This is a genomic window from uncultured Fretibacterium sp. (assembly GCF_938040765.1).
Taxonomy (GTDB): Bacteria; Synergistota; Synergistia; order Synergistales; family Aminobacteriaceae; genus CAJPSE01.
This window is the reverse complement of record NZ_CALIAA010000195.1, coordinates 1-7346: the sequence shown is the minus strand read 5'-3', so window position 1 is coordinate 7346 and position 7346 is coordinate 1. Positions and strand designations below refer to the sequence as shown.

Below are 7346 nucleotides of genomic sequence, written 5' to 3'. Positions count from 1 at the left end.
AGAACCGGTCGGGCCGCCTGCCCCGCGCCGGCAAGACGCCCCCTTTCCCGCCTTGGGAAAGGGGGCGTCTCGATGATCGGCGTCCGCGGAAAAGCCCTTGGGCCGCAGCGCTTACAGGCTCTCCTCGAGGATCTTCACGACCTCCTCGCGCGAGAGCACCTTGTACCCGCCCTTCAGGATGAACGTGCCGTCGGCGATCCCCTCGATCATGGCCTCGGTGACGCCGAGCTCCCGAAGGCGCATCACGACCCCGAGCTCCTTCATGTAGGCCTCCATGCGGGCAAGGCCCTCCCCTGCGATCGTCTCGTCGGACTTTCCCTCGGGCCTCACGTCCCAGACGTTGACCGCATAACGCCGGAACTTCTTCAGGCCGTAGGGCAGGATGTGGCGGTAATACGGCAGGGAGATCGCCGCGAGGGTCATGCCGTGGGTCGCGTCGGTGTAGGCCCCCACGGAATGCCCCAGCATGTGGACCATCCAGTCGGTGGACTTGCCCTGTGCCACGAGGGTGTTCAGGGCCCAGGTGGCGGTCCACATGACGTTGCTGCGCGCCTCGTAGTCCGTGGGGGCGTTCAGCGCAATTCTCGTGCTGTGGATCAGGGACCTCAGGAGCCCCTCCATGATGTAGTCCGACGTATTGTCGTCCTCGCCCGAGAAATACTGCTCCAGGATATGGGACATGATATCGAAGAACCCGGCGACCATCTGATGCCTCGGCAGCGTGAAGGTGAACGTGGGGTTCAGGATGGAGAACTTCGGGAACACCTCGTCCCCGAACACGTGCCCGACCTTCCGATTGCTCTCGGGATTGCTGATCACCGAGCCGCCGTTCATCTCCGAACCGGTGCCGACCATGGTCAGGACGCAGCCCACGGGGATGATCCGGTCCTCCGGCTCCTCCATCCGGACGAAGAACTTTTCCCAAGGATCGTCGCCGCACCAGGCGGAGGCGGAGACCGCCTTCGCATAATCGCAGACCGAACCGCCGCCGACCGCCAGGATGAGGTCGGCGTTCCCCTCACGGGCCCGCCGGCAGCCCTCGTTCAGCTTTGCGACGGTCGGGTTGGGCATCACGCCCGCGTCCTCGAGGACCGTCTTGCCGTTGGCCCTCAGGATGTCCACGACCCTGTCGTAGATCCCGTTTTTCCTGATGGAGCCGCCGCCATAGGCCAACAGGACATTTTTGCCGAACTTCGGCAGCTCCTCGTTCAGGAAATCGAGGGCATTCTCCCCGAAATGAATCCGCGTCGGGTTCGAATAGGTAAAGTTTCCGAGCATCGTTTTTTCCTCCTCGCCGTTTGGAAAGATGAAGTCCCCTTACGTTCCCATGCGGATACTCTATAATTTCAAGCCGGCTTCGAGTCAAGGGGAGAAAGGACGAATCCGCCCGGGAAAACGCCGCCCGAGGAATCAAGCCCTTACACCTCGGCCGCAGCGGTCCCCTCGGCCTCCAGCGCCTTCAACGTCGAGCTGAGCGTTTTGCAGGAGATCTTTCCTGTATACCTTTTCATTTTATTGAACCGCACGATGCCGAAATGCGCCAGAGCACAAAGGACAACCCTTTTATACCTTTCGTCGATCAGCGACGGGGCGTAACGGAAACCGCGCCCCTCGAAGGATCCCCGAGAAACGCTCCGTTTCGTCATGACAGTTCCCCATCAGAAAGTATGGGCCATAATTGTAAGTACCCCACCTCGATGTAAGTACTTTTTTCCCGTTACCGACTTGAATATAATGATACGGGCGAGGCGGAAAAGAGGCAACTCGCGGAAGCATTGGGCGTACCTGGAGACCATTGGGAAAGGATGATCGTCATGAGAAAGAGTCTGGGTGTTCAGCCGGCGCTGTTCCCGATGCCGGTGTTGATGGTTGCGGCATACGACGGCAATGGAAAGCCCAACGTGATGAACGCCGCCTGGGGACAGATCAGCGCGATGGACAAAGTTGCGCTTTTCATCGACGAGGAGCACAGGACGACGAAGAATATCCGGGAGACGAAGGCCTTCACGGTCAGCATCGCCGACCTGGACCACATGGCCGAGGCCGATTTCGTCGGCATCGCTACGGGCAACAAGATGGAGGACAAATTTGAACGCACCGGGTTCCACCAGGTCAGGAGCGCTCACGTAAACGCCCCCATCATCGAGGAGTTCCCCGTGGCGATGGAGTGCGAGCTGCTGGAGATCGTGGACACCGAGAACCTTCACTGCGTCATCGGGAGGATCGTCGGCGTCAGCGCGGACGAGAGGGTCCTGGATTCGAAGGGGAAGGTCGATCCGGCGAAGCTGAACGCCTTTGCCTTCGATCCGTTTCAGAACGGCTATTACAAGATTGGGGAGAAGATCGGACAAGCCTGGAATGCCGGCGCAGGCCTGATGAAGAAGTAAAGCTGGTGAAGAAATAAGGCTGATGGGGAGGCGGATAGGAAGTACACGGGACCGGTCCAGCGTCCGCCGCTCTGGGAGGGCTCCCTGCTGCTGCAGGCCACGGACGGATGCACCACAATCGGCGCGCCTTCCGCTCCATGTACCGGACGTCCCCTTTCAGAGCGAGGACCTGGGGCAGATCGAGCGGGACCTTCTTGAGACGCAAGGTCCCGGCGGCAAGGGGTAATCGCCCAAAAGCCCGGTCAATCGCCCCATACGGCGAAAAGCACTTTATCATATAATCCAAAACGGCATGCGCCGCAGCAGAACAACAAACCGTCAGGAGGGATCGTCATGGATTTTCTGGAGCTGGCGAGGGAGCGTTATTCCGTCCGGAAGTTCGCCCCCAAAAAGGTGGAAGGTGAAAAGCTGGACGCGGTTCTGGAGGCCGGCAGGCTGGCCCCCACCGCCGTCAACTACCAGCCGCAGCGGATATTGGTGCTCGATTCGGATGCGGCCCTCGGCAAGCTGAAGGACTGCACGCCCTATCACTTCTCCGCCCCCTTGGCCCTGGTCGTCTGCTACGACGCCGCAGTGAGCTGGAAGCGATCCTACGACGGCAAGAACATGGGTGAGGTCGACGCGAGCATCGTCACCACCCATATGATGCTCGAGGCTGCGGCCCTGGGCCTGGGCAGCACCTGGGTGGGGCATTTCGACCCGCAGAAGGTGCGATCGGCATTCGCACTGCCGGAAAACGTCATACCGGTCGCCATCCTGCCCATGGGCTACCCTCACGAATCGAGCGCCCCCAGCCCGAAGCACGCCGAGCGCCTTCCGCTCTCGGAGACAACGCGCCGCAATACCTTCTGAGCCCCATCCCCTGCGTTCGGGGGGATGTTACACGCTCCCGGGCACGGACATGACGAGAGGCCCCCGATCGGGGGCCTGCCGTCGAAGGAGCCGTCCTCTTTTCTCTCCCGGCCTCAGACTGCCGATTTTGCCGGGGGCAAAAACGGCTTCTCCAGCCCCTGTATGGGCTCTTCATCCAGGTTTTCGACCCCGAGCTCACGGCAGAGTATCTCCGCCAGCTTCCCCGCGCAGAGCCCGGTGAAGGCGATGCACTGCTTCTTGTGCTCCCCCTCGCTCATCTCGAAGCCTTTGGTCAGAACGCGACAGCAGACCGCATGTTTTGCGTTCGCGTCGCGGAACCAGTCGTGCAGTTCCTTCGACAGCGCCATCACCGCGTTTACCTTGGGGTCCTTCGGACCAGCCTGCGTCGTGCGCCCGAAGAACATGCCCAGCGCAAGAATGGCCCCATTCAAAGCACCGCACATGCACCCGGCGCGCCCGGCTCCGATCGACATGGCGGAAGACATGGCGATCACCGTTTCCGGTACGTCCACCTGAAAATCGCTCCTGATAACGTCCATGACGGCCTCGCAGCAAAAGAATCCGTTGGCGTACGATTCCTCCGCGCGTTTCTGAATGGCCTTCGGGCTCACTGCCGTTGCGTGGTACGTGACGATCGATTCCATTCGTTTCCCCCCCCTCTGAAAATTGACAGCGGCTTCAAGAACTCACCGCCCTGTTCTCCACGCGGCATCCCGCGTAAAACGGTTTACTTCGGGAACAAAAACTTCAGGTAGCCCCCCAGCACTCAAAGTACGACAAGGACGGCAATGGCCGTCTGCACGTGCCCCAACGCCGCCATCCAGGCCAGCCCCGTGTACCCGGCCGTCATCTTCACCGCGATGGCGCTGATCACCAAAGGAAAGGTAAACGCCGCATGGCCGGGGGTAAAGGAGGTCCGGCAGAGCCTCAGCAGATACGACACCCCCGCCCCGTAGAAAAAGAGGGAAAAGGCGAGAAGCAGCCACACGAGGACAGGCTCTTTCACCTCGAACGAGACCATGTAGCCCGCCAGCAGCAGGGATGCGGGCGCGGCAAGGATGACCGCCGTGGGCCTTGCGGCGTCCGGAACCTGCCCGACCTTCCAGAGACGCCAGCAGACGAAGGGCAGAAGACAGAAGTAGGCGACAAAGGCAAACCAGAAGGCCATACGTCCGATATCCAGGCGCCCCGTCACCGAAGCGGAGGCGCTGGCCACAGCAATTCCCACGTAGACGATGAACCATGAGGGGAACACCTTCTTCAGGGCGAACCCCTTCAAGAACATCCAACTGAACCACAGGATCAAAAGTGCATGACCAACGAGCCCGGCGTACCAGACGGCCTCCCCCACCTCCGGCGCATAGGGTTTGACGTACCCGGCCAGCAACAGGGTCGCCATCGTGAACGTCGGCAGGACGCTCGCCGCGACCGGGTTCTCGAGGGGCTCCTTCAACTTTGCGTTCAGGACCAGCAACTTGAGCAGATAGGGCAGATAGAGAAGAAACGCAACGCCCCCAAGAAGCAGCCGCGCCCCACGACTATAGCCCTGCACGAGGTTGCCCAGCGCGAACAGAGAGAGGATCAGCCCCGCGGTCGGAATAGGATATTGCCGCAGAAAATTCAAGACCAACATACCCCCTTGCCTCGATTTTTCGGGAAACACCGATCGGATCGGCGCTTCCTCCGTGAAAATCGGCTCGCAGGCCCTCCGTTCCAGGGCGGAGAAGGGGCAGGTATTTTTCAAGCTCCGGGGACACGCGCCCGAGCTCAAGCAGGGGGTCGCGAACCGCAAAAAAAGCGGGGATCTCGAAATGCAAAAAATGCAGGGGATTTGAAATAGATAAGGGAGGAGGGAGGATATCGAGAAAAAAGACCGCTCGGGGCGGTCTCTCCTGGAACGTCAGCGGCTGTAGAGCACCATGAGGATGCCTTGGTCTGCCCCTGAAGAGTACGGCCCGATCCGAACGGCTCCTCCCGAGGAAGGAACCCCACTGCAGAATGCATCCCGTGCATCCAAAGCCGATCGTCAGGTGAATCCGCAGTATCGCATCCGAGCGCCTCCTCCCCCGAAGAATGACCGACAAGCCTCTACTCTTCTACCTCAATACTATAATCCTTATGATGGGATCGTGTCAACAATGAACCCCAACCACGAGGCCAAGGGGCAAAGATGCCGCCGAGGGCACTTTTGTCCCCGTAGCCCCCGTACATGTAGATTGGGAATTGGAATTACGCGAACGCCGCAGCCGCCCTGGCCAGCTCGTCCCGAATCGCGATGTGCTGCGGGCAGACCTGCTCGCAGCGGCCGCACCGGATGCACTCCGCCGCGCGCTTCCTGCCATGGCCGCCGACCAGCCAGGACTCCTGATGCCTGGCGGCGGTCAGGTCGCCGTAAAGCGTCAGCGCGTTCATCGCCGTGAACGTCCCGGAGATCCCCACCTCCACGGGGCAGACCTTGGCGCAGTAGTTGCAGGTCGTGCAGGGGATCAGCGGGATGCGGGCAAGCTCCCTCCTGGCCTCCTCCAGCGTTCGCCTCTCCGCGTCGGACAGCCCCGTGAAGCCCTTCATGAAGGACAGGTTGTCCTCCATCTGCGCCAGGTCGCTCATACCGGAGAGGACGGTGAGTACGCCGTCCAGGTCCGCGGCAAAGCGAATGGCCCACGACGCCATGGAGGCGCCGGCGTCGGCCCGTTTGAGGATCTCCGCCACCGACTCCGGCGGGGTCGCCAGCATTCCTCCCTTCACGGGCTCCATGACGATCACCGGCTTGCCGTACTTCCGGGCCATCTCGTAGCAGGCCCGGGACTGGATGGCCGGGTTCTCCCAGTCGCCGTAGTTGATCTGCAGCTGGACGAACTCCATCTCGGGATGCGCCTTCAGGATCTCCTCCAGCTCCTCCGGCGTGGAGTGGAAGGAGAACCCCACGTGCCGGATGAGCCCCTCCTTTTTCTTCTCCTGGACGAAGCGCCACATGTCGAAGTCGTCGAAGAAGTGAGTCCGCCCCTCCCCCAGGTTGTGCAGCAGGTAGAAATCGATGTATCCGGCCCCCGTCTGCCTCAGCGAGGTCTCGAACTGCGCCGCGGCGTCCTCGCGGGTCCTGCATTCGAGCCACGCGGCGTTCTTGGTGGCCAGCTGGAACTTCTCCCTGGGATAGCGCTCCACCAGCGCCTCGCGGATCGCGTCCTCGCTGCCCGGGTAGGCCCAGGCGGTGTCGAAGTAGGTAAAGCCCTCGGCCAGAAAGCGATCCACCATCCGCTTCGTCTGCTCGATGTCGATAGCGTCGCCCTCCTTGGGCAGACGCATCAGGCCGAACCCCAGCTTCTTGATCCCTTCCCCCAAATGAGTCATCGTATCCCCCTCGTTCCTCGTCCTCATGAAATTTCCTCGGCCCGGACGCCGGACAAAAACTGCGGACGCCTCTCCCCGCGCCGCTCGCCAGGCAGTCCGATACACCGCTACGAAAGCCGGGCGTAGTCCTCCTCGCTCACCGGCTCGCACCACTCGTTTTCGGCGCCCTCCCCCGGCACCTCCACCGCCAGGTGCGTGAACCAGCTGTCCCGGGCCGCTCCGTGCCAATGCTTCACCCCGGCGGGGATCCGCACCACGTCGCCGGCATGGAGCTCGCGCGCCGGCTTCCCCCACTCCTGATACCAGCCGCGTCCGGTGGTGCAGAGCAGGATCTGCCCTCCGCCGCTCCTGGCCTTATGGATGTGCCAGTTGTTCCGACACCCCGGCTCGAAGGTCACGTTGCCGATCACGACCCCCTCCGTGGAGAGCATGTTCAGATAGCTGTCCCCCACGAAATACCGCGCGTAGGCGGTGTTCGCCCCGCCGCGGGGAAACGGTCCCCCCATCGCGTCCTTATCCATGAAGACACCCCCCTGACGCTTGATTGATAATGCTGGATGAATGGTGACAGCATCAGTCTATAACCTCAAGCCGACTCCAGGTCAAGATGGAAACGGGTGAAATATCATCGTGCCTGGATAAATTCAGCCAAGCTACACGCTACGGAAAACTCAACCTCCCCTTAACGCCTTCTCCATATTAGGTGTTCCCTAACATGTCTTTCGTTTTCTTAGTTTC

The 7346-nt window shown here is 61.3% G+C and carries 8 protein-coding genes; 2 read left to right on the top strand and 6 right to left on the bottom strand.

The features are described from left to right. Positions 1 to 111: 111 nt before the first annotated feature. On the bottom strand, positions 112 to 1278 hold the full coding sequence (locus tag Q0176_RS06815; RefSeq protein ID WP_299300588.1) for an iron-containing alcohol dehydrogenase: 1167 nt from the start codon (positions 1276 to 1278) through the stop codon (positions 112 to 114). 140 nt (positions 1279 to 1418) lie between these two features. Beyond that, complete coding sequence (locus Q0176_RS06810) at positions 1419 to 1646, bottom strand: winged helix-turn-helix transcriptional regulator (protein WP_299300585.1); 228 nt, start codon at positions 1644 to 1646, stop codon at positions 1419 to 1421. Between the two features lie 168 nt (positions 1647 to 1814). On the opposite strand from Q0176_RS06810, the gene Q0176_RS06805 reads away from it, so the two are divergent. Together Q0176_RS06805 and Q0176_RS06800 are read left to right on the top strand one after the other, a co-directional pair. After that, positions 1815 to 2387: a flavin reductase family protein gene (locus Q0176_RS06805; RefSeq protein ID WP_299300582.1), complete on the top strand. Its 573-nt coding sequence runs from the start codon at positions 1815 to 1817 to the stop codon at positions 2385 to 2387. Between the two features lie 333 nt (positions 2388 to 2720). Continuing rightward, positions 2721 to 3239: a nitroreductase family protein gene (locus Q0176_RS06800; protein WP_299300579.1), complete on the top strand. Its 519-nt coding sequence runs from the start codon at positions 2721 to 2723 to the stop codon at positions 3237 to 3239. Positions 3240 to 3352: 113 nt separating this feature from the next. Here the strand turns inward: Q0176_RS06800 and Q0176_RS06795 are convergent, their stop codons facing one another. From Q0176_RS06795 to Q0176_RS06780, 4 genes are all read right to left on the bottom strand, one after another. Next, positions 3353 to 3904 (bottom strand): C-GCAxxG-C-C family protein, encoded by a 552-nt coding sequence (locus Q0176_RS06795; protein ID WP_299300577.1) that lies wholly within the window; start codon positions 3902 to 3904, stop codon positions 3353 to 3355. 122 nt (positions 3905 to 4026) lie between these two features. Beyond that, positions 4027 to 4884, bottom strand: a complete 858-nt coding sequence (locus Q0176_RS06790) for a TDT family transporter (RefSeq protein ID WP_299300574.1) — start codon at positions 4882 to 4884, stop codon at positions 4027 to 4029. A gap of 605 nt (positions 4885 to 5489) precedes the next feature. Further along, positions 5490 to 6608 carry an aldo/keto reductase gene (locus tag Q0176_RS06785; RefSeq protein ID WP_299300571.1) on the bottom strand — a complete coding sequence of 373 codons (1119 nt, stop codon included), beginning with the start codon at positions 6606 to 6608 and terminating at the stop codon, positions 5490 to 5492. 107 nt (positions 6609 to 6715) lie between these two features. After that, the gene (locus tag Q0176_RS06780) at positions 6716 to 7129 is read right to left on the bottom strand and encodes a cupin domain-containing protein (protein WP_299300568.1); all 414 of its coding nucleotides are present in this window, start codon (positions 7127 to 7129) and stop codon (positions 6716 to 6718) included. Positions 7130 to 7346 lie beyond the last annotated feature (217 nt).

Excerpts from the sequence above, each read along its gene's own strand:
- Q0176_RS06805 (WP_299300582.1), top strand. The coding sequence starts at position 1,815 with ATGAGAAAGAGTCTGGGTGTTCAGCCGGCGCTGTTCCCGATGCCGGTG.
- Q0176_RS06780 (WP_299300568.1), bottom strand. The coding sequence starts at position 7,129 with ATGGATAAGGACGCGATGGGGGGACCGTTTCCCCGCGGCGGGGCGAAC.
- Q0176_RS06815 (WP_299300588.1), bottom strand. The coding sequence starts at position 1,278 with ATGCTCGGAAACTTTACCTATTCGAACCCGACGCGGATTCATTTCGGG.
- Q0176_RS06800 (WP_299300579.1), top strand. The coding sequence starts at position 2,721 with ATGGATTTTCTGGAGCTGGCGAGGGAGCGTTATTCCGTCCGGAAGTTC.
- Q0176_RS06810 (WP_299300585.1), bottom strand. The coding sequence starts at position 1,646 with ATGACGAAACGGAGCGTTTCTCGGGGATCCTTCGAGGGGCGCGGTTTC.
- Q0176_RS06785 (WP_299300571.1), bottom strand. The coding sequence starts at position 6,608 with ATGACTCATTTGGGGGAAGGGATCAAGAAGCTGGGGTTCGGCCTGATG.
- Q0176_RS06795 (WP_299300577.1), bottom strand. The coding sequence starts at position 3,904 with ATGGAATCGATCGTCACGTACCACGCAACGGCAGTGAGCCCGAAGGCC.